17 protein-coding genes are annotated in these 24,172 nt (G+C 44.0%); 11 read left to right on the top strand and 6 right to left on the bottom strand.

The window, feature by feature from the left end:
- Window positions 1-447, top strand: a 447-nt coding sequence (locus WS40_RS11550) for an integrase core domain-containing protein (protein ID WP_325208374.1), incomplete at its 5' end; no start/stop codon positions are given.
- A 119-nt stretch (window positions 448-566) separates the two neighbouring features.
- Here WS40_RS11550 and WS40_RS08010 read toward each other — a convergent pair.
- From WS40_RS08010 to rny, 3 genes are all read right to left on the bottom strand, one after another.
- Window positions 567-1,436 (bottom strand): prohibitin family protein, encoded by an 870-nt coding sequence (locus WS40_RS08010; protein ID WP_325208489.1) that lies wholly within the window; start codon window positions 1,434-1,436, stop codon window positions 567-569.
- Window positions 1,437-1,844: 408 nt separating this feature from the next.
- Window positions 1,845-3,344 carry an O-antigen ligase family protein gene (locus tag WS40_RS08005; protein WP_046441615.1) on the bottom strand — a complete coding sequence of 500 codons (1,500 nt, stop codon included), beginning with the start codon at window positions 3,342-3,344 and terminating at the stop codon, window positions 1,845-1,847.
- A 159-nt stretch (window positions 3,345-3,503) separates the two neighbouring features.
- Window positions 3,504-5,069 (bottom strand): ribonuclease Y, encoded by a 1,566-nt coding sequence (rny, locus tag WS40_RS08000; RefSeq protein WP_038670686.1) that lies wholly within the window; start codon window positions 5,067-5,069, stop codon window positions 3,504-3,506.
- 612 nt (window positions 5,070-5,681) lie between these two features.
- Between rny and WS40_RS07995 the strand changes: the two genes are divergently transcribed.
- The 3 genes from WS40_RS07995 (at window position 5,682) to putP (ending at window position 9,942) form a co-directional block, all read left to right on the top strand.
- Window positions 5,682-6,038 carry a hypothetical protein gene (locus tag WS40_RS07995; protein ID WP_270762399.1) on the top strand — a complete coding sequence of 119 codons (357 nt, stop codon included), beginning with the start codon at window positions 5,682-5,684 and terminating at the stop codon, window positions 6,036-6,038.
- Window positions 6,039-6,169: 131 nt separating this feature from the next.
- Window positions 6,170-8,116 carry a threonine--tRNA ligase gene (gene thrS / locus WS40_RS07990; RefSeq protein ID WP_046441614.1) on the top strand — a complete coding sequence of 649 codons (1,947 nt, stop codon included), beginning with the start codon at window positions 6,170-6,172 and terminating at the stop codon, window positions 8,114-8,116.
- Window positions 8,117-8,391: 275 nt separating this feature from the next.
- Window positions 8,392-9,942: a sodium/proline symporter PutP gene (gene putP / locus WS40_RS07985; RefSeq protein ID WP_046441613.1), complete on the top strand. Its 1,551-nt coding sequence runs from the start codon at window positions 8,392-8,394 to the stop codon at window positions 9,940-9,942.
- 50 nt (window positions 9,943-9,992) lie between these two features.
- On the opposite strand, the gene WS40_RS07980 is transcribed toward putP, so the two are convergent.
- On the bottom strand, window positions 9,993-11,510 hold the full coding sequence (locus tag WS40_RS07980; RefSeq protein ID WP_046441612.1) for a glycoside hydrolase family 43 protein: 1,518 nt from the start codon (window positions 11,508-11,510) through the stop codon (window positions 9,993-9,995).
- Window positions 11,511-12,005: 495 nt separating this feature from the next.
- Between WS40_RS07980 and WS40_RS07975 the strand changes: the two genes are divergently transcribed.
- Entirely contained in the window at window positions 12,006-14,162 is a 2,157-nt protein-coding gene (locus WS40_RS07975; RefSeq protein ID WP_046441611.1) for an Ig-like domain-containing protein, read from the top strand.
- Window positions 14,163-14,486: 324 nt separating this feature from the next.
- On the opposite strand, the gene WS40_RS07970 is transcribed toward WS40_RS07975, so the two are convergent.
- Entirely contained in the window at window positions 14,487-15,797 is a 1,311-nt protein-coding gene (locus WS40_RS07970; protein ID WP_022286667.1) for an alpha-amylase family glycosyl hydrolase, read from the bottom strand.
- A 349-nt stretch (window positions 15,798-16,146) separates the two neighbouring features.
- Here WS40_RS07970 and WS40_RS07965 point away from each other — a divergent pair, with 349 nt between their 5' ends.
- The gene (locus WS40_RS07965; protein WP_046441610.1) at window positions 16,147-17,142 is read left to right on the top strand and encodes an asparaginase domain-containing protein; all 996 of its coding nucleotides are present in this window, start codon (window positions 16,147-16,149) and stop codon (window positions 17,140-17,142) included.
- A gap of 97 nt (window positions 17,143-17,239) precedes the next feature.
- Complete coding sequence (locus WS40_RS07960; RefSeq protein WP_046441609.1) at window positions 17,240-18,412, top strand: FprA family A-type flavoprotein; 1,173 nt, start codon at window positions 17,240-17,242, stop codon at window positions 18,410-18,412.
- Between the two features lie 101 nt (window positions 18,413-18,513).
- On the opposite strand, the gene WS40_RS07955 is transcribed toward WS40_RS07960, so the two are convergent.
- On the bottom strand, window positions 18,514-19,206 hold the full coding sequence (locus tag WS40_RS07955) for an ATP-binding protein (protein WP_022286663.1): 693 nt from the start codon (window positions 19,204-19,206) through the stop codon (window positions 18,514-18,516).
- A gap of 147 nt (window positions 19,207-19,353) precedes the next feature.
- Between WS40_RS07955 and WS40_RS07950 the strand changes: the two genes are divergently transcribed.
- The 4 genes from WS40_RS07950 to WS40_RS07935 all read left to right on the top strand — a co-directional run.
- On the top strand, window positions 19,354-20,013 hold the full coding sequence (locus WS40_RS07950) for a cyclic nucleotide-binding domain-containing protein (RefSeq protein ID WP_046441608.1): 660 nt from the start codon (window positions 19,354-19,356) through the stop codon (window positions 20,011-20,013).
- A gap of 223 nt (window positions 20,014-20,236) precedes the next feature.
- A complete protein-coding gene (locus WS40_RS07945; RefSeq protein ID WP_046441607.1) occupies window positions 20,237-21,427 on the top strand; it encodes a coiled-coil domain-containing protein in 1,191 nt (396 codons plus the stop codon).
- Window positions 21,428-21,663: 236 nt separating this feature from the next.
- Window positions 21,664-22,437 carry a putative ABC transporter permease gene (locus WS40_RS07940; RefSeq protein WP_046441606.1) on the top strand — a complete coding sequence of 258 codons (774 nt, stop codon included), beginning with the start codon at window positions 21,664-21,666 and terminating at the stop codon, window positions 22,435-22,437.
- 364 nt (window positions 22,438-22,801) lie between these two features.
- A partial coding sequence (locus tag WS40_RS07935; protein WP_046441605.1) for a class I tRNA ligase family protein occupies window positions 22,802-24,172 on the top strand: 1,371 nt, incomplete at its 3' end.

Raw genomic sequence — 24,172 nt, 5'->3', positions numbered from 1 at the left:
ATCGATGAGTATACCAGGATAAGATTTTTATACGGATATGAGGAGCAAAGCACCTGTTCTTCAGCAGACTTTGTAAAAAGGCTGGTGAAATGGTACAAACGCAGAGGAATAACAGTGAAATGTATTCAGACCGACAATGGATTTGAATTTACTAACCGCTTTTCGCCAAGCAAAAGAGACAAGAAAACGCTGTTTGAGAATACGCTCTCACAACTTGGCATTGAACACAAACTCATTCGTCCATATACGCCCAGGCACAATGGCAAAGTAGAGCGCAGTCACCGAGAAGATCACAACAAATTCTATTCGTGCCATAGGTTTTATTCCTGCGACGACTTAAACGTGCAGCTAGCTGCACGTTTAAGTCGAACAAACAACCGTCCTATGCGTCCCCTCAAATGGTTTTCGCCTATCGAATTTCTTAATAATAGTGTCCAATATGATTGACAAACCTACATATGTCATACAACGTTCAAAAAAAATTTCTTTTTTGCCCATTTAAACATATTTTTATACCTTTCATTGGTGTTTTTAACGATTGACAGCCGTTCTGTCAGGAATCAGCGTTATTTAGCGGTTTTCTGCTCGTCAAGGTCAAAAGATATCAGAGGGTTTGCGTCATTGGCCACCTTAGGCAGAACGCCGTCCCACTTATCGATGGTCTGATACTTTATAAGCTCGTTTGAAAGAGATTCAGAGATAGTCTTGTTGGCTTCTGCCTGAGCTTCAGCCTTGGTCTTTATGGAAGTTGCCTCAGCGTCTGCGGCAATAACCTTTTTCTTAGCCTCCGCCTCAGCTACAACTATAGCCTGCTCCTGCTCGGTCTTTGTTTTCAAAAGATTCTGCTCTGCTACCTGCTTTGCCTCTATGGCTTCATTAAATTCAGATGAGAAATCAAAATTCACAATATTGAATTTCTCTATCTCGATACCGTATTCATCCACCTTTGAAACGAGCTGTGCCTTTATTTCCTCGCCCACCTGCGCTCTGTCAGTGATAAGCTGTTCAGCCGTATATTTTGCACATACCGACTTCATACATTCCTGCACTGTTGGCATAAGGATAACGTTCTCGTAATCTGAGCCGATATTCTTGAAAATGCTTGCAGAAGAAGCCGACTTTATTCGGAAGTTCACCGCTATGGTAGAGTTCACAGTCTGCAAGTCCTTTGAAACTGCGTCAGCGTCAGCCTGATAAACTTGTATCTTGTTTGACACTGTTGTTACACGCTGTGCAAAAGGCACTTTCAGATGCAATCCTTCGTTGAGTGCAGTGTCTGACACCTTGCCGAAGGTCGTCACAACGCCCGTACAGCCTGCCGGAACTATGGATACAGAGGATACGACCACTATTATAGCCGCAACTGCCGCCGCACAAATGCCAACGATCTTTCCTGTTTTTCTTGTTGAAATGTCAATGACCTTTTCTTTGCTCATGATTTTTTCCTTTCATATAAAACAAAGTCTTTCGACTTGCCGTCTAACCAAAGGCTTTCTGTTCTTTGGTTTAATATGATTATATCATAAGCCTTACAAATTAGCAAAGTCCGACAAAGTTCGGGGAAGTCAGCGGAAGTCAGCAGTGAACAGATTTTTTGATTTAGCTCGCTGCATCTCTTGCAATCTCACCTATTCTCGTTCGTTCAAATCCGCTCGTTATTTATGGGCGAAAAAATTCGGCACAGGTCTATAGCCATATTTCAATATATGTAAAAGCTAATATGTTTATATCATTGTCTGCAAAAAGGCATAAAAAAATCGGACTCATTTTACTGCGTCCGAATTTTTTATCAATGTATTGATGAAAGAGCGGGCGACCCAAGGCCGCCCCTACAGATAGGTTTGTTAGCTCTTTTTCTTTGCACTGGATTTTACCGCTGTGAAACTCCACACAAGTCCAGCCGCGATCCAGAAGTATGGTGATGAGGTAACAGAACTTATGTTGAAAAACGCCTGTATCAGATAGCAAAGAACTGCCGCTGATACTGCACAGCCTGTCCAGCCGTTTTTGTCTTTCATAAAGCCTGCTACGAGCTTGCACATTTTTACTATAGTCATAATAAGGAATACTATTGTAAGTGCGAAAATGATGAGTCCTCTTGACTGCAAAAGGTCGATATACTCATTATAAGAGCGGTCTATTATAGCACCTGACTCGAATATCGTTCCCCAGTTGTCTGGACCGGTTCCCCAGATAAGGTTTTGCTCGGCAGTATACATTCCGTCGTCCCACAGATAAGGATATATCCACTGTTCGGTATCATCGCCTCTGCCTGTGCCTGTGATAGAAAGTCTGTCAAAGCTGTCATGGAAGATTATTTTCTCGTCCATAAATCTGAACTCGTTTGAGGCGAAAAGTCCAGCAAAGATCCCTCCTGCGACTATAAAAGCCACAAGGCAGGCTATAAAAGGCTTCTTATCCTTTGCAAAGCCCGACTTTACAGCGGCAATAATAAGAGATATAACATAAACCGCACCAAGTCCCAAGATAGCAGGGACAACACAGGCGAGGATATCAGCCGCTGTCATAAGGGCAAGGGAGATAGCATAGAATATCTTTCTTGCCTTTTTATCATCATAGAGCATACCATTAAGCGCAAAGGCAGATATCACTGTAAGCACTGCCGCCAATGCAAAAGGCGTACACAAAAAGCCTGTTGCGATATATTCCTTTGTATAGGTCATACCGCCTGATGAGAAGCCCGAGAATATCTCTTTGAAATAGTTTGGAACTATTTTTGCGGTAGCAGGTATAGCCTGCAAAATTCCCACGATAGCTTCAAATGCGCCTATTCCTACGATAAAGTCTGAAAGCTTTATCCTGCGGTCGTCAGCCGTAACTGTCATTCCTGCGGCAAAAAGTCCCCAATAGCCAAGTATGGTGAGCATACCCTCGGAGCGGTCGAGATAGCCGTAGAAAGATGTGAAGATATCCGCTGAAAGCAAGCAAGATATCACCGACAGAAGCACCACCGCAAGTGGTACGATAAGGCTCTTGTTGTCTTTAAGCTCCACCTGCTTTTTCATGTTGGCAATAAGGAAAATGATAAATCCCACAAAGCCGACCGCAAGCACAGCGGCAGATATAAAGAATATAAATTTTTCGTTCAGATAAAGAGTACGGTTGACGCTTTCATCCATACCATATTTGATATTCTGTGTGAAATAATACGGAATTGTGATAACGCACAGAACAAGCACAGCAATAATGCTGTAAACTCCGCACAGCTTTTGTGCAGACTCGGCAGACATATTCAGGATAAAATCCGACTTTTCCGAACTGCCGAAAAGGTGCTTTTTACCTTGATTGGTAGTGACCTCTTTTTTCTCTTTTGCTTTTGACATAAAAAATCCCCCAAAAAGCATAGATATTTTATTATTTTATGATTGAAAATTAAAAATCAATCGCCGCAGGCGATACCTTAATTCCTCATTCCTCATTAAAAACAGAGTGGGAAATAAAAAAGCAGGCAAACCCTAAAGTCTGCCCGCTGTTTACACAATTTACTTTGCGTATTCGATAGCTCTGCTCTCACGGATAAGATTGACCTTGATCTGTCCCGGATAATCCATTTCAGTTTCGATTCTCTTAGCGATCTCACGAGCAACGAGCACCATTTTTTCATCGTTGATCTTCTCAGGCTGTACCATGATACGAACCTCACGGCCTGCCTGTATAGCAAAGGATTTCTCAACGCCCTCGTAGGACGTGCAGATCTCCTCAAGCTTCTGGAGCCTCTTGATATAGTTCTCATAGTTCTCGCTTCTTGCTCCCGGTCTAGCGGCGCTTATTGCGTCTGCCGCCTGAACAAGTGCCGCAACAACAGTTCTTGTTTCAACGTCGCCATGGTGAGCCTCGATAGCATGAATAACTTCAGGGCTTTCCTTGTACTTCTTACATACGTCAACACCTATCTGAACGTGCGAGCCTTCTATCTCATAGCTGAGAGCCTTTCCTATATCGTGGAGCAGTCCTGCTCTTCTTGCCAGATTTGCGTCAACGCCAAGCTCTGACGCCATCATTCCTGCAAGGTGAGCGACTTCAATAGAGTGGTTGAGCACGTTCTGTCTATAGCTCGTTCTATAGCGCAGACGTCCAAGAAGCTTAACAAGCTCGTGGTTCACGCCGTGAACATTGGTTTCAAGAATAGCTCTCTCGCCCTCCTGCTTGATCTTCAGCTCGACTTCACGCTTAGCCTTTTCTACCATTTCCTCAATGCGTGTAGGGTGTATACGTCCGTCCTGGATAAGCTTTTCAAGTGCGATCCTTGCGACCTCTCTTCTCACCTGATCAAAGCACGAGATGGTGATAGCCTCAGGAGTATCGTCAATGATAAGATCAACGCCTGTGAGAGTTTCGATAGTTCTGATATTTCTTCCCTCACGTCCGATTATCCTGCCCTTCATCTCATCATTAGGCAATGCAACGACTGACACTGCTGATTCAGACACCTGATCGGCAGCACACCGTGAGATAGCAAGCGAGATATACTGTCTGGCCTTAGCCTCACAGTCATCCTTCACCTGATTTTCAAAGTTTGTGACCCTCACAGCCTTTTCATGCACCAGATCCTCATCCAGCTTTGAAAGCAGATAATCCTTAGCCTGATCAACAGTGAACTGAGATATCTTTTCAAGCATATCGAGCTGTGACTTCTTGATCCTGTCAGCCTCAGCTACCTTTTCGTCAGCATTTTTCAGCTTGTTCTGGAGAGTTTCTTCCTTTTTCTCCAAATTATCGAGCTTTCTGTCGATAGACTCCTCTTTCTGCTGAACACGTCTTTCCTGTCTGGAAACTTCGATCCTTCTCTCTTTAAGCTCTTTTTCCGTTTCCTGGCGTGACTTGTGGATCTCGTCTTTCGCCTCGATCAATGCCTCTTTTTTCAGAGTTTCAGCGTTTTTCTTTGCGTCGTCAACGATACGCTCCGCTTCCTTTTCCGCAGAGCCTACAGCAGCTTCGGCTGTCTTTTTGCGATAGCTTATACCCTGTTTGAAGCAGATAAATCCGCTCACACCGGCACCAAGAACAAGAGCAACTACACATAGTAGAATAGCAATACCTGGTTCCATGTATAGCTTTCCTCCTTCTTAGAAAGTATGGATATCCATATTTTGTGCGTAAAAAACGCATGAAAAAAGATATCCACCTGATATTAAATTGTAAAGATACAAAATTGCAAAATTTATTTTATAAAAAACATCAGAATAATACAAAAAACTATACTTCATCTTTCAGTTATATAAAAATTATAATGCATAATATTATTGTATAATAAAACTTCTCTGTTGTCAAGAATTTTTTTAGTTAAATCCACAAAATTATATATTTTCTAACAAACCCCTTGACAAGCGGGTGAAGAGGTGTTAAAATGTTAGTCGAAGCAAAAGATAAAGTCTTTTGCAGTTATACTTGAAAGCTTTGACGGGGAAGCCCCTCGGCGAAAGGTCTTTTCAGAGAGCGCCGCACGTTTTTATACGAGCTGTGAGCGGTGCAGGACTATGCAGAGTGAGGATACCGCCCCTGAGTGCGTTTAATACACGCCGCAGGCTCAGCGTTAAAGGAGCGGCTAATGAGTTGTGCAGGAAACTGCGCATGAAGTTGGGTGGAACCACGATATCATCGTCCCATAGGATATTTGTATCCTATGGGACTTTTTTGTTATGTAAGAGGGTGATGATACTATGAAAGACAGGAAGGCCATGAAAACAAGGCGTATCCTTGCGATCATTTGCTATACCATTGGGTTTTGCGCTTATGGTGCAGCGGGATATGTTTGCTGGTTATCATGGAACGGGACTATATCCGACAAGCAAGGGTTTCTCACCTTTCTGCCCATATGGATAGTATCATACTGGTTCAATACATTTTTCTCTCAGCTTGTTTGCAGGGTGAAAAAAGACGGCTCCAGGCAATGGGCTATCAAAAAAAGGGCAAGGCACATTTTGAGCGACATTTCAACGGTGCTGAGCGTAGTGCTTCTTTGCTTCTGGATATATGTGTATGTTTCGCAGTATACTGAACTGCTGAACTTCAAATAATATGCCTGTAGGGGTGACCTGAGGTCGCCCACAAAAAACTTGTGATATGTGACGCATTACAAAAAGAAACAACGTGTTTATGCACGTTATAATAAAGAATTACAATATTATATAAATCGGAGGAATCAAAAATGATCAAGCTGAAATTAAAAGACGGCTCTGTCCGTGAGATCGAAAAGGCAATGCCTGCAAGCGAGATAATCAAGGATATCGGCATGGGACTTTACAAGGCTGCCTGCTGCGTAAAGCTGGACGGCGAAGTTTTCGACATGAGAACTGTCGTTGACCATGACTGCCATTTTGAAGTCATGACTTTTGACTCAAAGGCTGGTAAGGAAACTTTCTGGCACACAGCTTCTCACCTTATGGCGCAGGCTGTAAAAAATCTTTATCCTGAGGCAAAGCTGGCAAGAGGCCCTGCTACAGACACAGGCTTCTACTATGATTTTGAGGTAGAAAAGCCTTTTACGCCTGCTGACCTTGAAAAGATACAGGCTGAAATGAAAAAGCTTGCAAAAGAGGGCTATGCTTTGGAGCGTTTTGAGCTTTCTGCTGACGAGGCTATAAAGCTCATGGAGGAAAGACACGAAGATTACAAGGTAGAGCTTATCCACAAGCATGACGATAAGGGCGAAAAGCTTTCATTCTACAAGCAGGGTGATTTCGTTGACCTTTGCGCAGGTCCGCACATAATGAGCGTTGCACCTATCAAGGCTGTTAAGCTTCTTTCATGCACAGGTGCATACTGGGGCAAGGCAGAGGACGGCAAGCAGCTCTCAAGAATTTACGGAACTGCATTCCCTAAGGCTTCAATGCTCGATGAGTTCCTTAAACAGCAGGAGGAAGCTAAGCTTCGTGACCACAACAAGATAGGCAGAGAGCTTGAATATTTCACAACTGTTGATTGTATCGGTCAGGGACTTCCTGTTATGCTTCCAAAGGGCGCAAGAGTTATCCAGCTTCTTCAGCGTTGGGTAGAAGATGTGGAGCAGGCAAAGGGCTGTCTGCTTACAAAGACTCCGCTTTTCGCAAAGAGAGATCTTTATAAGATATCAGGTCACTGGGATCACTATCTTGACGGAATGTTCATTCTTGGCGACCCATATGACGAGGAAAAAGAGTGCTTCGCACTTCGTCCTATGACTTGCCCATTCCAGTATCAGGTATTTCTTAACAGACAGCGTTCATACAGAGAGCTTCCAATGAGATTGACAGAGACTTCTACGCTGTTCAGAAACGAGGACAGCGGTGAGATGCACGGTCTTATCAGAGTAAGACAGTTCACTATCTCTGAGGGTCACTACATTCTCAGACCTGACCAGCTGGAGGAAGAGTTCAAGGGCTGTTTGGAGCTTGCCAAGTATTTCCTTGACACTGTTGGTCTGCTTGATGACTGCACATTCAGATTTTCACAATGGGATCCTGCTAACCCTAAGAACAAGTACGAAGGTACGGCTGAGCAGTGGGAGCACGCACAGGCTGCAATGAAGACTATTCTTGACGACCTTGGCGTTGATTACGATATCGGTATCGACGAAGCTGCGTTCTATGGTCCAAAGCTTGACATTCAGTACAAGAACGTTTACGGCAAGGAAGACACGCTTGTTACTATCCAGATAGATATGCTTTTGGCTGAAAGATTTGGTATGTACTATGTTGATAAGGACGGTCAGAAGAAGCTTCCTTACATCATTCACAGAACTTCACTTGGCTGCTTTGAAAGAACACTTGCTTATATGCTTGAGCATTTCAACGGCGTTCTTCCTCTGTGGCTCGCTCCTGAGCAGGTAAGACTTCTTCCTATCAAGGAGGGTCATGCTGAATACGCTCAGAAGATAGCCGACAGAATGACTGCTATGGGCATGAGAGTTACTGTTGACAACAGAGATGAGAATATTGGTACTAAAATCAAGGCTGCAAGACTTGAGAGGATACCTTATATGCTCATCATTGGCGACAACGAGGTAAACAGCAACACGGTTACTGTTCGTTCGAGAAAAGAGGGCGAACTTCCTGCAATGCCTGTTGACGAGCTTATCGCTAAGCTTGATGAGGAGATAAAGACTAAGGCGAAGTAATTGGTAGCAAAACATTGAAAGGTGCGTAAAAACGACGTTTGTGGCAACAGACGGGACGTCGAGGGCGCCGTCCCCTACAAATTAATGTATGGGCGAAAACTGTTGTGAGCCTTGCCAAACAACAATTTTCGTTCGCCCGTTGGCTTTTGCTGTCAATGTGTTTTATACAGACGTTTTATGCGATACCGCACAGGGGGAGTTTCTCTTGTGCGGCATTGCCGTTTATAAAATATGGGGCGGACAGGATAAGATCCGCTTCGGGAAAGAGGTAATAGATGAAATCAGATATGATCTGGACGCTTGTGGCATTTGCATTCTATTTGGCAGGAATGCTTCTCATAGGTGCTGCATATATGAAGAAAACAAAAAGCTCCGAGGACTTTTTCCTTGGCGGCAGAGGACTTAACGGCTGGGTAGCGGCACTTTCTGCTCAGGCTTCTGATATGTCAGGCTGGATGCTCATGGGACTGCCTGGCGCTGTTTACGCATTCGGAACGGGGCAGATATGGATAGCTGTAGGTCTGCTTATCGGCACTATACTTAACTGGGCGATAGTTTCGGGCAGACTGAGAAGATACACTATAAGAGCGAACAACTCCTTGACGCTTCCTAAGTATCTTGAAAACAGATTTGAGGACAAGCACAAGATAATGCTTTTGGTATCGTCGGTGGCAATCGTCATATTCTTCCTTGTTTACACAGCGTCTGCTCTTTCGGCAGGTGGAAAGCTTTTCAACTCTATATTCGGTATCGACTACAAGATATGTCTTACTATCGGTGCGGTAGTAATTTTGGGATACACTTTCATGGGTGGATTTATGGCAGTATGTGTAACGGACTTTGTTCAGGGTCTGCTCATGCTGGCAGGAGTTGTGACTATACCTATCATCGCATTTTTCCTTGTTGGAGCAGGAAACGTTATGGACAACATCACTGCAAGCGGTGTTGAGGCACATCACTATCTTAACATATTCAATGATGAAAAGGGTCAGACCCTTTCAGCCATCGACATAATCTCTAAGCTCGGCTGGGCACTTGGTTATTTCGGTATGCCGCACATTCTGGTAAGATTTATGGCTATAAGCTCTGAAAAAGAGGTAAAAAAGTCAAGAGTTATCGGCTGCGTATGGTGTGCAATATCCCTTTGCTTCGCTTGCTTTATCGCTATCGTGGGCAGGGCTTATCTTGTACCTGTGCTTGAAAACAGCAAGTCGGAGAACGTTTTTATCGAGATGATACAGAAAGTTTTCAATTCTGATATCGGTCTGCCATTCGTCGGCGGAATTTTCCTTTGCGGAATACTGGCTGCCATAATGTCAACAGCTGATTCGCAGCTGCTTGTAACTGCCTCATCGGTATCGGAGGATATTTACCACTCATGTATTGCACCTAAGGCAGAGAGCAAGAAGGTACTGCTTGTGAGCAGGATAACAGTTCTTGCTGTAGCGGTAGTGGCATACATAATAGCACTTGACCCTAAAAGCAGTATAATGGGTCTTGTTTCAAACGCATGGGCAGGTCTTGGAGCTTCGTTTGGTCCGATAATACTTATGTCCCTTTATTGGAGGAGAACAAACCTCGCAGGTGCGGCGGCAGGCGTTGCCAGCGGTGCGTTATCGGTAATAATCTGGGACTACATTCCGCTTATAAACGGACAGACTTTAGGTGACAAGACCGGGCTTTACTCATTGGTAGTTGGATTTGCAGTAAGTCTTATACTTATCATTATTGTGAGCCTTTGCACAAAGAAGCCGTCCGAGGAAATGCTGAAGGCATTTGATGATGTCAAGAACGGTGTGAACTGCGGTTGTGATGAAAAAGCATAACAAAGTAAAAGGTCCATGGGTACGCCCATGGACCTTTTGTATTTTATCTTTTAGCTATCATACTTTTCCTTATTTTCGCATCTGAATTCCGTAAACACCGCTTTATTGCCTTTATCCTCATATTTCTGAGCGTAAAGACCAATAACAACTCCCGTGAAATTACCTGCAAGCTCAGTAGACAAAAACTTCGTTTGAGCTCCGCCCAAGTCTATATCTCCCGAAAGCGTTTTCGCCGAGAAATTGTATGTAAAGTTGGAAGCATTACAGCAAAGCACAGCCGAGCTTTCTCCCTGTGGCAATGCTATGACATGATCCTCATGGCGAATATCGCCTATGCAAAGTCTTCGGAATAGCTCGACGCCTTTATCTGTGCGTCTTAACGCTATCTCATAATGCTGATCTGGGGTCATGTAGAACACCAATCCTGCTTCGCCCTCTGTTATCTCGACTTTGCACTCCACGTATAAATTCATTTCTTTCTGTCTTATGCAGATAAAAGCAGGCGAGCCGTCTGCCTCAAAGATCGTATGCTCGTTTGGCGTAAGCTCAAAGCGTTTTTTATCGAGCTTATAAAGGTTCATATCGGGGTTTTGCATAAAGCACCACTCACGTCCGACTTTGGTATTCTCGAAAGTGTATTCTTTCCAAAACTCCTGCCTGATATCCCCGAGTCTGTCGGTTTCAACTTCCTTGCGAGTTGTGCCATTATCTCCCATTGTGAACCAGCCGTTCTCGTCGAAAGTCACTGGTACGAGATAGACTTCTCTGCCTGTAATGTGGTGCATCACCCACATATTTATCATTCTGAACGCAAGGTGGACGCACCAGAAGTTGCCGTTTTCGTCCTCCACAAGGTCACCATGACCGCACCCTTGTATCTCGTATCCACCAAGATTTCTGTTTGTTAGAACTGGGTTGTGAGGATAATTCTCAAAAGGGCCGTAAGGGGTCTTGCCTTTGGCGTAGACTATCATATGACCGTATTCCGTACCGCCCTCAGCCGCCATAAGATAGTATTCGCCCTTTATTTTGTAGAGGTGCGGGCTTTCAAGGAAACGTCCCCCTGCGCCCGTCCATATGGTCTTGCTAGGGGTGAGCTTTTTGCCAGTTTCGATATCTATCTCGCACTGCGTAACTCCATGATTGCCCTCATCGTCCTCGCCGTTGGACATAAAGTAAGCCTTGCCGTCCTCAAAATACAGTGACGGGTCGATACCGCCCTGCTGAACATAAACAGGCTCAGACCATTCACCATGGATATCGTCAGTGTAGACATAGAAATTTCCGCCATTCGTGACGTTGGTCGTTACCATGTAAAATCTGCCATTATTGTATCTTATAGTTGGGGCATAGATACCGCCACAAGAGCCTGCCCCCTCCAACGGGAGCTGACTTTTTCTTGTGAGAACATGACCTATCTGCTTCCAATTCACAAGATCGTCGCTTTCATAGAGGGGAACGCCCGGGAAGAACTGAAAAGAGCTGCAAACAAGATAGTATTTGCCCTCAGCCTTACAAATGCTAGGGTCAGGGTAAAAGCCTGATATGACTGGATTTATGTACTTCATATTGTGACCTCCGTTTATATTTTACAGACATTATAATCTATTTCAGATGGCTTTTCAATAGCTTCTCGTGCAGTATGAGTGAATTTTTGTGCAAATGAAAAAAACAATTTCCGTTTACGATTTTGGAAGTGGGTAGTGGCGATCAATTGGTACGGATATCTAGGCGGAATAGTAGCTTCGATGGGCAAATGCTGTTCTCTCCTATAGATTTTTTGCGGGGATATATGTTAAGTTAAACGTTTTTGATAGCGTGTTCAGTATAAAAGTTACAAATTGTAATTTTTGCTCCGACATTTGTTCGTATGGCATATAACAGTCTATATTGGGGGGATATATTTGAATATAGAACTTGTGTTTCTTGTGAAAACAAACAAATATTTTAGTCATTTCGGCAAAAAGCGATAAAATCTGTTGTCAAATTGTAACCTTTATGATATTATGAAGTTGATATACGAAAACGTATAAGATAATTCTGTCAGTTAGGGGGCGTTTGGAATGGAAAAGGGGCTGAAAAAAGTTTTTTCGGCTATGGGCGCAGTATTTTGTGCTGTTATGATGATAATGCTTTGTCAGGTGACAAATGCGGTGAGCTACAGCGAACAGACCGTCACCGTGGACTATGATTATCAGGTCATAGACTCTTTTGAGGGCGTTGACGCTAAATACGTTCTCGGCTATTCCGACACCGGTTATTACTGCTGTGCAGGATATGTTTCACGTTTTTATGAAGAAAAGTTCGGCGTTACAGTATACAACATAAACATGGTGGACGACAAGCCTAGCGTGTACTGCTATGGCAAAAGGGCGGAGCTTCGTGAAGTGAAAACTCCGCAGGCAGGGGACATAATGCAGGACAAGGATTACTCTCATGTTGCCATTGTAAAGGACTGTCAGGGTACGACGGCCACGCTTATCGAGCAGAACTACAAATGGACTTGGAACGACACTGTTTACACTGTGAAAAACAGAAAGGTACTTACTAACAATCACTATTTCTACAGACTTTACATAAACGGCGTTGCGCAAAGCCTTGACATCGACACAACAAGACCTGTTATCGCAAACGCAGGCTGTGAGAACATCACTGGAAAAGGCTACACTGTTAAAGCGGATATTTCTGACAACAGGGCTGTGGCTTCGGTAAAGGTATCCACTTATTTTGAGGGTAACAAGGCAAAGACTATAAGCCGTGTTTACACATCGGCGGTGAACTCGCTTTCACACTCAGTAAAGGTAACTGACCTTGGGAGCAAGGACGGATATTATATTACAACCATAACGGCTACTGACGAGGCCGGGAACAGCTCTGAGCAGGTCATAAAGACTTATGTTGACACAACTGCGCCGACCATATCGGGGGCAAAGGTGGAGAACATCACAGCAAAGGGCTTTGATGTTTCTTGCAATGTGAGCGACAAGAGCGGAGTTTCAAAGGTGGTCTTCCCTGCTTACCCTACAAAAAATGGTGAAAGTGCAAAGAAATACGCAGGCGGAAAGCTTTCGGGTGGCAAGGCTTCGGCTTATGTTTCTGCTGAGGACTATTCAGTAAAAAGCGGTGAATTTACCGTTAAGATAACGGCTTATGACAAATACGGAAACAGCTCAACAAAAACTATAAAGGCTAGCATAAAGCCTGCGGCTTCGGTAACATTGGATAAGGCTTCACTGACTCTTGACAAGGGCAAAAGCAGTGTTATTTCTGCAAAAATGGGTGGCGGAAGCGGTCTGACGGACTTTGTTTCCTGGAAGTCTTCTAACAGCAAAATTGCTTCTGTGTCAAACGGAAAGGTCACTGCAAAAGGGGTTGGCAGAGCAACTATCACGGCATACACAACAGGAGGAAAAAATGTTAAATGTACCGTCACTGTAAAGGGTAAAATCAGTGACAGCAGTATTTCGGCTATAAAGACGCAAAGCTACACAGGGAAGGCGGTTTCTCCTGCGCCTGCAGTGACATATGGTGGCAAAAAGCTTGTAAAGAACACTGACTACACTGTGAGCTACTCAAAGAACACAGCCATAGGTCAGGCAAGCGTAAAAATAACAGGCAAAGGCTTATACAAAGGCACAAAAACTGTGAACTTCAACATTCGTCCTGCCACAGTGACGAATCTAAAAGTTTCTTCCACCGGTGAAAAGAGCGTTAAGCTTTCTTGGAAAAAGGTTACGGGTGCTGACAGCTACGCTATATACAGATATGACAACACAAGCAAGAAATGGCAGAGGATTAAAACTGTAAAGGCTGTGAGCTTCACTGACAGCGGACTTGCTCGTGCAAAGGGATACAGCTACAAGATAAAGGCTGTGAAAAAATCTGGCGGAAAAGAATACATCTCGGCTAGCTACTCAAAGGCTGTAGAGGCTGTCACAAAGCCTGCAAAGGCTTCATGCACGGCTAAATCAGCAGGCAGCGGCAGCATTGAGGTATCATGGAAAGCTGTTGGGGGTGCAAGCGGATATGAGATATACTCCTCTTCAAATGGCAGTGATTATGCGAAGTCGGCAAAGGTGGGTGGCTCTCAAAAGAGTGCTATCGTATCAGGATTTGAGCCTTACTCACTTAGAATGGTAAAAGTAAGGGCTTACAAAACTGTGAACGGAAAGACTTCTTACGGGGCTTTTTCGCAGGCGGTTATGGTTATTGTCAGGTAGGCTGGATACAGAAACATATGATATAAAATAAGCAAGTGATAGGAGATATGCGGGCGACCAAAGGTCGCCCCTACGATAGTTCAAGCATTGTAGGGGACGGCGCCCTCGACGTCCCGATTTCGGAACGTTACCATTTGTAAGATTGCAAAAAACTTGTGTAATTTCGCCATATATCATCAGTCGCCACTACGATACATGACTGGTACGCTACACAATTGAGGTAAACCAAACAAGCGAATGATGTTCGCCCCTACATTTTTATTGCTACACAAAAAAGGACAGCACTTTGGAAAAATGCTGTCCTTTTTCTATATTCATATGGGTCTATCTTTCCATTTTCCAGAACTCTACAGAGTATGGCTTAAGCTCGCTGCCGCCACCAAAATCATGGATAGTGCCTGTTAGAAGCTCCTCTGCCTGACCGCAGCCTGCGTCAAAGTGAGCTGTGAAAGGCTGATCGTCAGCGTTTATTGCAACAAGGACACGCTCACCCTCGAACTCACGCTCGATTATACACTGCTTATTGGTAAGAACAGGTATTTTGATAGAGCCATAGCAGAGAGCCTTGCTGTTTTTGTGTGCCTCTGCCATTTTTGAGATAAGCTCTGTAAGGTCGTTCCACTCAGGCTTTTCAAAGCTTACACGGAGAGCAGGGTCGCCCTCGCTCTTGTTTGCCTTTGTTCCCCACTCTGAGCCGTAATATACGCATGGGATACCAGGCATACCAAAGAGCATTCCATAGATAAGTGGCAAATGACGCTCATTTGTGAGCTGGCTCGCTATTCTTGATACGTCATGGTTATCAACAAAGCACAGCAGGTGCATTCCTCTGTATCTGCACCAGTTCTCAGGTCCGAACTGATTTTTCAGAGAGTGGCATATCTCAAACATATTCATGCAGTTGAAGCTTGAATAAAGTCCCTTATAGCACTCGTAGTTCGTGCAGGAATGGAGCATTTCAGGATTTACCCACTGAGCGTAATCACCATGTAGAAGCTCGCCGATAAGGACGAAATCCTGCTTGAGCCAATCGCAATGCTGTCTGAGGCGCTTCAAGAAGTTCTTATCAAGGCAATATGCAACGTCAAGGCGGAGTCCGTCTATATCAAACTCCTTGACCCAATTTGTTATGCATTCCAAGATATGATCCACTACCTGCGGATTGTTGAGGTTCAATTTAACAAGGTCGAAGTGACCCTCCCAGCCTTCATACCAAAGTCCGTCATTATAGTTGCTGTTGCCACCGAAATTGATATGGAACCAATCTTTATATGGTGAGTTCTCACGGTTTTTCAGAACGTCCTGAAAAGCCCAGAAGCCTCTGCCGACGTGATTGAAAACGCCGTCCAAAACTACCTTTATGCCGTTTTCGTGAAGCTCTTTGCAGACCTTTGCAAAGTCCTCATTTGTGCCAAGGCGGCAATCTATCTTGCGGTAATCTCTGGTATTATAGCCGTGAGTGTCGGAATCGAACACTGGTGAAAAATAGATAGCGTTGGCACCAAGCTTTTTGATATGAGGTATCCAATCTATTACCTTTAATATTCTGCTTTCCTCTTTGCCGTCATTCTCAAATGGCGCACCGCAGAATCCAAGAGGATAGATCTGATAAAATACACTTTCGTATGCCCACATAATATTATCTTCCTTTCTGATACTAATAGAAAATGTTGTTCGCAGATGAAATATGATTTGCTGAGAAAAAAAACTGTTCGCCCCTACAGGGGTGGCAGGACGTTTCTAGTCCTTAAATTTCTCAGCTTATTTATATTTTATGAGATATCTGCGAAACTATAGTTAAACTGTACAAAATACAACACTATTATTATATCAAATCCCAACATATTTCTCAATACTCATTTTTCATTAATATAATCCACACTTTTGTGCATTTTGTACAACTATTGACAAATCAATCGTGAAATGATATTATATTTATAACAAATGTCAAGGGTTGATTTTTGGTAAAGGCAGGGATAAAAATATGAAGAAGATACTTGTGCTTTTCACAGGCGGAACTATCGGGAGCATTACTACTGACGGCATAATAGATGTTGAGCGTGAGGGAAAATACGCTGTTGTGGAGGCTTACAAGAGTGCATACGGCGATGATGTGGAATTTGAATGTCGACAGGTACTTAATATACTCAGCGAAAACATGGGGTTTTCGGGGTGGGAGAAAATAATACACGAGATAAACAGCATTGACACGGCTTTATACTCGGGAGTTATCCTCACCCACGGAAGCGACACGCTGGCTTACACTTCTGCTCTGCTTGGAATGTATTTCAGGCATTTTGATATACCCCTTTTTATTATCGCAAGCAACAAACCCATTGGCGAGAAAGGTTCAAACGGACTTTTCAACTTCACCTCGGCGGTGGGGCTTATAAAAGAGGGAAAATACAAGGGCGTTTTCACGCTGTACGAGAGGGTCATGCTTCCTACTAGGGTGATACCTGCAGACACCTGTCGGGACAGGTTCGGGGTATATGGTTATGACGGCTTCAATGATTTTTCGGTTTTCAGCGGAGTGAGCGAGAATATGCTGTCACGCCCTAGGGAACGGATTTTCCATAATGATGTCAAATTTGGGAAGCGTGTTCTTTTTATAGAGGGTTATCCTGCAATGGACTTCGAGTGCTTTGTGCCAAACGAGGACACGGCGGCGGTGCTTTACTCACCTTATCACAGTGCGACAGCCTGCACGGATATTTCTGAGGGGAAAAGCTATGCACTAACAGAATTTATCAAGCGGTGCATAACAAAGAACATTATGGTGTATATTTGCGGTCTGAAAAGAAAAGTGCCTATATACTCCACAGTGGCGGAGATAATAAAGGCAGGCAGCATACCAATATACACCACCTCAGCGGTGGCGGCTTATATGAAGCTTCTGCTTGCTTACAATCAAGAGGAAATGCCTGTGAAAGAGGTCATGGGGAAAGACCTTTTCTTTGAGGAGGTAAAATTCTCATAAACATTGTTTCAGTTATTGACAAAATGCTGAGCTTGTGATAAAATCAAAGTATATTAAAATAGTATATTTAGAAAGAATTACAACGGAGGTAATAAAAATGGCAGACACAAAAATTTCAGACTCAGTTATTTATATTGGTGCAGACGATCATGACATTGACCTTTTTGAGAGCCAATATGTTGTGCCAAACGGCGTTTCGTACAACTCTTATGTTATCATTGACGAGAAGATAGCGGTAATGGACACTGCTGACCCTAGGGTAACGGACGTTTGGTTTGACAATCTTGAAAAGGCTTTGGGTGGCAGAAAGCCTGATTATCTTGTTGTTCAGCACATGGAGCCTGACCATGCAGGAAACATCAAAAAGCTTGCGGAGAAATATCCTGAAATGAAGATAGTGGGAAACGCAAAGACTTTCCCGATGATGAAACAGTTTTTCACCATTGACGGACTTGACGATAGGTCTGTTGTGGTAAAAGAGGGGGACACGCTTTCTCTTGGAAGCCACACGCTTCAGTTCGTAATGGCACCTATGGTACACTGGCCTGAGGTAATGGTGACATACGAGCAGAGCGAAAAGCTTTTGTTCTCTGCTGACGGATTTGGAAAGTTCGGCGCACTTGATGTTGATGAGGACTGGGCTTGCGAGGCGAGAAGATACTATTTCAACATTGTGGGCAAATACGGTGCACAGGTGCAGGCACTGCTGAAAAAGGCGTCGGCACTGGACATAAAGATGATACTTCCTTTACATGGTCCTATACTCAAAGAAGACCTTGGTTACTATCTTGGACTTTACAACACATGGTCAAGCTATCAGCCTGAGAGCAAGGGCGTATTCGTTGCATATGCTTCAATACACGGAAACACTGCAAAGGCGGCTGAAAAGCTTGGTGAGATGCTGAAAGAAAAGGGTGCTGAGAAGGTAGTTATCAGCGATCTTTCAAGAAGCGACATGGCAGAAAATATCGAGGACGCTTTCAGATATGACAGGATCGTACTTATGGCAAGCAGTTATGACGGCAGTGTATTCCCTGTTATGGAGGATTTCCTTATGCACCTTAAGTCAAAGAACTATCAGAACAGAAAGATAGGTCTTGTGGAGAACGGCTCATGGGCGCCTACTGCGGCAAGAGTTATGAAGGGCTATGTGGAAAACTTCAAGAATGTTACCATTGCTGAGCCTGTTGTGACTATACGCTCTACGCTTAATGAGGCTTCAGAAAAGGCTTTGGGCGAGTTGGCTGAGGTCATGGCTAAGGGTGAATAAATTTCGCTCAGTCAGATAAATCAGACACAAAAAAATGCGGGCGGCCAGAGGTCGCCCCTACAGATATGAAAAAGGCAGGACGTTTTGTCCTGCCTTTTGTGTTATATCACATTGCCGTCTGTGGTGATTATTCTTACTGCCACGGGGATATTTTTGCCGCTGTCGGTGACTGCTTTTCTTACTGCGTGTTCTATTCCGCCACAGCATGGAACTTCCATTCGGGCTACTGTTATGCTGCGGATATTGTTTCTTTTCACTATCTCGCCAAGCTTTTCGGAATAGTCTGTGGCGTCAAGCTTCGGACAGCCTATGACGGTTATTTTGCCTGTCATAAAGTCAGAATGGAAACTGCCGCAGGCATAGGCTGTGCAATCCGCAGCGACAAGCAGGTCTGCACCGTCAAAATATGGTGCGTTCACAGGTACAAGCTTTATTTGCACAGGCCACTGCATAAGCTGTGACGGAGTTTTTGCTGACGGGGTATCTACCGGGGCTGGCTTTTTGGCAAAGGTTTTCATCATTGAGCCTGGACAGCCATGGAAAACAGGCTTGCCAAGGCGTTTTTTGTTTTCTTCCACTGCCTTTTCGTCATAAGCGGCGGCTTCTCGCTCAACAAAGGATATGGCGTTCGTTGGGCAGGCTGGAAGACAATCTCCAAGACCATCGCAATAATCGTCACGCATAAGCTTTGCTTTGCCGTTCACCATGCCTATTGCGCCTTCGTGGCAGGCTTTAGCACAAGCACCACAGCCGTTGCACTTTTCTTCGTCTATTTGTATTACTCGTCTTATCATATGGTTACCTCCGTATTTTTATTGATATCTTTCGTTTCGGCATAAAGCTCTTGACTTCATGATATGATTATAATATAATCTTATCACAAAGTCTGTTGTAATTACAACAAAAGCATAAAATTATTTCGTAAAAATGAGGAAGATAAAATGGATAATAAATACATCAAGATAATAAAAGGCACTCCCCTTTTCCAGGGCATGAGCGACGAGGAGATAGCTCAGTTTCTCAGACCTGACGGCAGTGGCATAAAAAGCTTTCGCAAGGAAAGCTATATTTTTCACGCAGGAGACAAGACCGCTTATTTCGGCATACTTCTGGAGGGCAAGGCGCTTATCGAACGTGACGAGCTTTGGGGTGGCAGGAGCATAATCGCTCCTTTAGAGGCAGGACAGCTTTTCGGAGAGGTCTATGCCTGCACAGGTGAACCGCTGGGGGTGAGCGTATGTGCAAAGGAGCAATGCACAGTGCTGTTTTTATCCCCTGAGTCTATTATAAAGGAAAGTTCAACGCTGACGGCTAGGCTTCTAAAGATAACGGCTATGAAAAATCTCAGGCTCAACGAAAAAATACAAGTGATAACCCCAAGGACTATCAGAGAGCGTGTTATGGCTTATCTTTCTTCGCTTGCAAAGAAAAGCGGATCGCACATTGTCACGACAAATTTCGACCGTCAACAGCTTGCAGATTTTCTCTGCGTTGACCGCAGTGCGCTGTCAACAGAGCTTGGAAAAATGCACCGTGAGGGGCTGATAGATCTAAATGGTCGGGAGTTTATACTGCCTGAAAACTGCTCTCGTGGAACGTGATTTGTTAATTTATATGTAAATAATAAGTCATTTAACCATATTCATTTTTTTGGCTCTTTTTAAAGAAAAATTGCATATTTTATATTGACACAACCTGCTTTGTGTTGTATAATATATATAGTGCCGCCGTGACAGTTCATAATTACTTAAACGTTTATTGTGGAAATGTATTTATTTACAAATAGTCACGGTATTGGGAAATTGATTGAAAGGATTGATTGCTTTGGCAAAGAAGAATGAAAGCATAAGCGACAAGATCGTTCGTTTGTATAAGGAGGGCTACTCCATTCCTGAGATAGCAAAAGAAATGGAGATGCCTAAGGATAATGTTCCGAGAATACTTGAAAAGCACTTCCCTGACTATGCAAGCTTTGAACAGCCTGTAAGAGAGGGTGCTGATGAAAACGGCAACGGAAAAAAGAGCGTTTTCAATATGTCTGTAAGCGAGCTTTTCGGAAAGAAGAACAAAAAGCAGGAGAATGTTGAGCCTGCAAGGGTAACTGTAAATCTGGCTATGGACGATGACGGATTTGTTGATCACAGTGTTGCGGCTATCGCCTCAATGCTTCAGAAAGGCAGAAGCGTAAACGATATAGCAGGATTCTTTAATAAAGATCCTGAGGATATCAAGGCTGTTCAGGGCTGCATGGACGAGCATTTCAAAAGAATGAATACATACAAGGGTCCAAAGGTCGACCCTGCGTCTGAGCCTAAGGAAGAGCCTGTTCAGAACATAACTGATCCGCTGGCGGCAAGCCTTGCAAGCGGCATCGCAAAGAGAAAGAGCAATATGTATGCAACAGGTATCGAAACACCTGCAAAGGCTGAACCTGCTTCCGCTCCTGTTCCTCCTGAGGACAATAGCGTTCACCTTGTTACTCCTGAGGCTCTCAAAGAGGCTGAGGAAAAAGCTAAGGCAGAGGAAAAGGCAAAGGCTGAAGCTGCTGTGGCTGAGGAAGTTCCTACAATGGACGAGGTCGAGATGCCGTCCATCGAGCCTATAAGCCTTGATGACACAATGGTGGTTTCACCTGCCCCTGAGTCTACTATGCCGTCTATAGAAGACGAGATAGCTGAAAAGAAAGCTGCGGAAGCTGAAAATACAAATAATAATGAGGAGGGCGAGAATATGGGTATGAGTCCAATGGAAAAAATGCGTATGTTTGCGCAGGAGCAGATCGAGCTGAACAACAAGAAGATCGACGAGCTTAAGGCAAGCATTGCTGAAACTGAGGCAAAGTCTTTGGATCTCGGTAAGCAGGCAAGCGATATCTACGAGGAGATCGTTAAGCTTCAGGAAAAGGCTAAGGCACTCAACGCCGAGAAGGAGCAGGTTGATATTCAGATCAGCCAGGTAAACGCTGAGATCGAAGGCATTAGAAAAGAAAACAACGAATTCAAGAGCTATATGTAATAGCATCTTATTCAAATCATATAAGGCAGGAGGCTTCGGTTTCCTGCCTTTTTTATTTGCGAGGAATGAAGCGGAAAATAGCACAGATGATAAACGAAAGGAGCAGGACGTCGTCCCCTACAGGTGGTGGCAGACTGATGTTTTTTGATTAAAGTCAAACTTTTTTGCCTGAAAGTATTGAAAAATAACGGCAAATATGGTACAATGCTTTTATAAACCTTGAAAGGATATTTTATATGAGCAATATACTTATTCTGGCATTCCTATTCTTTGCAGGGTGTCTGATAGGCTGGGGGATAGAAGTTATTTTCAGACGATTTGAGCCTAGCAACAAAGCAAGAAAATGGATAAACCCCGGCTTTCTTATTGGTCCTTATCTGCCTTTATACGGCTTCGGGCTTTGCACCCTTTATCTGCTGGCAGGACTTGAAAAATTTATACACACTGACAACACGGCTTTGCAGAAGTTTATACTTTTTTTGCTTATGGCTATTGCAATGACAGTGATAGAGCTTATTGCAGGCGAGATATTCATTGTGAAAATGCACGTCAAGCTGTGGGACTACACTGGAAACAAATTCAACTATAAAGGCATAATATGTCCGTTGTATTCGCTCATATGGGCAGCACTGGGCGCGGTCTATTATTTCTTTATACACCCATACATTCTTGACGCACTCAACTGGCTTGCGAATAATTTGGCGTTCTCGTTCTTTATTGGTTTTTTCTATGGTGTTTTTGCTATCGACCTATTCTATTCCCTGAAGCTGGCAGAGAAGATAAAAACGTTCGCAGAAGAGAACGATATGGTCATCAGATACGAGGAGTTCAAACGGCACATCAGGGAAAGTTCAGAGGAGAGAAAAGAGAAATACAGATTTATGCTTTCCATGGGCTCAGGTGCAAGGCTTGGCGAGCATTTGAGAAAGTATCGTGACAAACAGCGTGAGGAGCAACGTGGACACAGGCTCAATGACTTTATATCAAAAATAAAAAAGTCGGATACATGAAAATTAACAAAATAACCATTGACAAAACATCAGCATGGTGATATACTGATTTCATATGTAAAAAACGTTGACGAAGACAGTAGGCTTTATGCGAAAATCTCAGCGAGCCGCCGACAGTGAGAGGGCGGTATGATTAGCTTCAGGCTGAATATCACTTCCGAGTTGCAGGCTGAAAATCAGTATGATAAGTAAGCTTCGCCGCTTTTCCTGCGTTAAAGGGAACGCATATGTCAGTATGCTGAAAAGGTGGTTTGCGAATGGCTTTACGGCTTTCGTCCTGTTTCAGGGCGGAAGCCTTTTTTATTGCATTTTATCTTTATGCGTAACTGATCGTTTATTACAAAATCAGAAAGGATTGATCTTCGTGTACAAAAAGGTTGACACCAATCTGAACTTCGTTCAGAGAGAAAAAGAAGTGGAAAAGTTCTGGGACGATAACAATATCTTTGAAAAAAGTATTGACAGCCGTAAAAAGGGCGAGTCCTATGTTTTCTATGACGGACCTCCAACGGCTAACGGCAAGCCGCATATCGGTCACGTTCTCACTCGTGCTATCAAGGATATGATACCAAGATACCGTGCTATGAAAGGCTATCAGGTACCTCGTAAGGCTGGCTGGGACACACATGGTCTGCCAGTTGAGCTTGAGGTTGAAAAGATGCTCGGTCTTGACGGCAAGGAGCAGATCGAGGAATATGGTCTTGAGCCGTTCATCAAGAAGTGTAAAGAGTCTGTATGGAAATACAAGGGTATGTGGGAGGACTTCTCAGGCACTGTTGGCTTCTGGGCTGACATGGAACACCCTTATGTTACCTATGACAACAACTTTATAGAGTCTGAATGGTGGGCTTTGAAGCAGATATATGAAAAGGGCTTGCTTTACAAGGGCTTCAAGATAGTTCCTTACTGCCCACGCTGCGGCACACCGCTTTCTTCTCACGAAGTTGCTCAGGGCTACAAGACAGTTAAAGAGCGTTCTGCTATCGTTCGTTTCAAGCTTGTTGGCAAGGATGAATACTTCCTTGCATGGACGACAACTCCTTGGACGCTCCCTTCAAACGTTGCCCTTTGCGTAAACCCAGATGAAACTTACTGCAAGGTAGAAGCCGCTGACGGCTACACTTATATTCTTGCCGAAGCGCTTCTTGACACTGTTCTCGGCAAGCTTGCAACCGAGGACAAGCCTGCATACAAGGTACTTGAAACTTACAAGGGCAAGGATCTTGAATATATTGAATACGAGCCGCTTTATGAGTGCGCAGGCGAAAGTGCAAAGAAGCAGGGCAAAAAGGGTCACTTTGTTACCTGTGACAGCTATGTAACTATGTCAGACGGTACAGGTATCGTTCATATTGCGCCTGCTTTCGGTGAGGACGACTCTAAGGTCGGAAAGAAGTATGATCTGCCTTTCGTTCAGTTCGTTGACGGCAAGGGCGACATGACTGCTGAAACTCCATATGCCGGAATGTTCGTAAAGGACGCTGACCCTGAGGTACTCAAAGACCTTGACAAGTCAGGCAAGCTTTTTGCCGCTCCTAAGTTCGAGCATGATTATCCGCACTGCTGGAGATGCGGCTCACCTCTTATCTACTATGCAAGAGATACTTGGTTCATCAAAATGACAGATGTCAAGGACAGACTTATCGCAAACAATAACACTATCAACTGGATTCCTGAGAGCATTGGTAAGGGACGTTTCGGTGACTGGCTGAAAAACGTTCAGGATTGGGGCATT

This window comes from Ruminococcus sp. N15.MGS-57, assembly GCF_000980385.1.
Lineage (GTDB): Bacteria > Bacillota > Clostridia > Oscillospirales > Ruminococcaceae > Hominimerdicola > Hominimerdicola aceti.
This window is presented reverse-complemented; position numbering and strand designations above follow the sequence as displayed.

What these genes read in the sequence shown, in the direction of transcription:
- putP (WP_046441613.1), top strand. Translation starts at nt 8,392, where the DNA reads ATGAAATCAGATATGATCTGGACGCTTGTGGCATTTGCATTCTATTTG.
- WS40_RS08005 (WP_046441615.1), bottom strand. Translation starts at nt 3,344, where the DNA reads ATGTCAAAAGCAAAAGAGAAAAAAGAGGTCACTACCAATCAAGGTAAA.
- WS40_RS08010 (WP_325208489.1), bottom strand. Translation starts at nt 1,436, where the DNA reads ATGAGCAAAGAAAAGGTCATTGACATTTCAACAAGAAAAACAGGAAAG.
- WS40_RS07960 (WP_046441609.1), top strand. Translation starts at nt 17,240, where the DNA reads ATGGCAGACACAAAAATTTCAGACTCAGTTATTTATATTGGTGCAGAC.
- WS40_RS07995 (WP_270762399.1), top strand. Translation starts at nt 5,682, where the DNA reads ATGAAAGACAGGAAGGCCATGAAAACAAGGCGTATCCTTGCGATCATT.
- WS40_RS07965 (WP_046441610.1), top strand. Translation starts at nt 16,147, where the DNA reads ATGAAGAAGATACTTGTGCTTTTCACAGGCGGAACTATCGGGAGCATT.
- WS40_RS07970 (WP_022286667.1), bottom strand. Translation starts at nt 15,797, where the DNA reads ATGTGGGCATACGAAAGTGTATTTTATCAGATCTATCCTCTTGGATTC.
- WS40_RS07940 (WP_046441606.1), top strand. Translation starts at nt 21,664, where the DNA reads ATGAGCAATATACTTATTCTGGCATTCCTATTCTTTGCAGGGTGTCTG.
- WS40_RS07975 (WP_046441611.1), top strand. Translation starts at nt 12,006, where the DNA reads ATGGAAAAGGGGCTGAAAAAAGTTTTTTCGGCTATGGGCGCAGTATTT.
- thrS (WP_046441614.1), top strand. Translation starts at nt 6,170, where the DNA reads ATGATCAAGCTGAAATTAAAAGACGGCTCTGTCCGTGAGATCGAAAAG.
- WS40_RS07980 (WP_046441612.1), bottom strand. Translation starts at nt 11,510, where the DNA reads ATGAAGTACATAAATCCAGTCATATCAGGCTTTTACCCTGACCCTAGC.
- WS40_RS07955 (WP_022286663.1), bottom strand. Translation starts at nt 19,206, where the DNA reads ATGATAAGACGAGTAATACAAATAGACGAAGAAAAGTGCAACGGCTGT.
- rny (WP_038670686.1), bottom strand. Translation starts at nt 5,069, where the DNA reads ATGGAACCAGGTATTGCTATTCTACTATGTGTAGTTGCTCTTGTTCTT.
- WS40_RS07950 (WP_046441608.1), top strand. Translation starts at nt 19,354, where the DNA reads ATGGATAATAAATACATCAAGATAATAAAAGGCACTCCCCTTTTCCAG.